This is a genomic window from Pseudoalteromonas sp. NBT06-2 (assembly GCF_002276045.1).
In the GTDB taxonomy this organism is placed as follows: Bacteria; Pseudomonadota; Gammaproteobacteria; order Enterobacterales; family Alteromonadaceae; genus Pseudoalteromonas.
This window is the reverse complement of sequence record NZ_NQMR01000269.1, coordinates 1-1004: the sequence shown is the minus strand read 5'-3', so window position 1 is coordinate 1004 and position 1004 is coordinate 1. Positions and strand designations below refer to the sequence as shown.

1 protein-coding gene is annotated in these 1004 nt (G+C 33.5%); it reads left to right on the top strand.

The genetic code is table 11. The annotated features are described in order from the left end of the window. Window positions 1–467 precede the first annotated feature (467 nt). A complete protein-coding gene (locus CJF42_RS25165; protein WP_212668869.1) occupies window positions 468–938 on the top strand; it encodes a DUF6817 domain-containing protein in 471 nt (156 codons plus the stop codon). The last annotated feature ends 66 nt before the right edge of the window (window positions 939–1004 follow it).

The following is a 1004-nucleotide window of genomic DNA, read 5'->3' as shown; positions in this document are numbered from 1 at the left end:
CTGCTTTTTGAGAAGTTACTATTAAAATGGTGGTCTTTAGCCGTGTTTGGTTATCTTTGTGGTCACAACGTGGACGTTAATTTTAATTAATTAAAAGAGCTGCTATTGCGACATTGTAGAGATTAATTCATTAAATAGTCAGTTTAAGTATGGTTAATTTCTAGTGATTCATATTTGATCTGACACTTTTTATATAAAGTTTAGACTTGACAGGCAGCTAAGAGCGAGGAGCGGACGCTCATCAATTGTTTTTCTCTATCCAGTTAAAATATATTGCTTGTATATTCAGGAAAACGATCCAAACGCTTTTTTTCCAGTATCAAATTTCAATTAGACTCAATTTTATTTTTGCTAGCAATTAGTTAATGGTTCAGGTAAAAATAGCGTATTTAGAAAATGAGCGATATAGTGGTAGAAAAACAAGCAATTCGCTCGCTATAAACACGTTAGGCTACTTAAGGATTGGTGTGAATTCAAAGTTTGAGAAACTAAATGAATTAGGTGCTGGAGAGTTTGAACATTTAAATGGTTCTTTAATTAAGCACTTACATAATACATATAAACTATTAGAAAAATGGGGAGCTTCGCAAGAGCTTTGTGACTCGGGTCTATACCATGCCGCTTATGGCACTGCTGGTTTTGACGAGCAAGTTGTTTCTTTATCTCAACGAAATGATATAGCTAATATTATCGGAGATGCTGCTGAAGAAATTGTTTATTTATATTGTTCTTGTGATCGGAATTTTGTCTTTCAGGATTTTAATGCCAACGAACGGATCAAATTTAGAGATCGGTTTAAAGATGAAGAATTTATTTTGACACACGAACAAGCACAACAGTTTTGTGAATTAACAGTAGCAAATGAAATTGAGCTAGCAATCGATAGCAATGAGTTTTTAGCAGAGCATGGAAAAGGCTTATATTATTTATTAAAATGAAACCTCTGCTTAGTGAAACCGCAAATAAAACAGTTGTTAGTGTACTAAGTTCAGTAGCCTAATCGA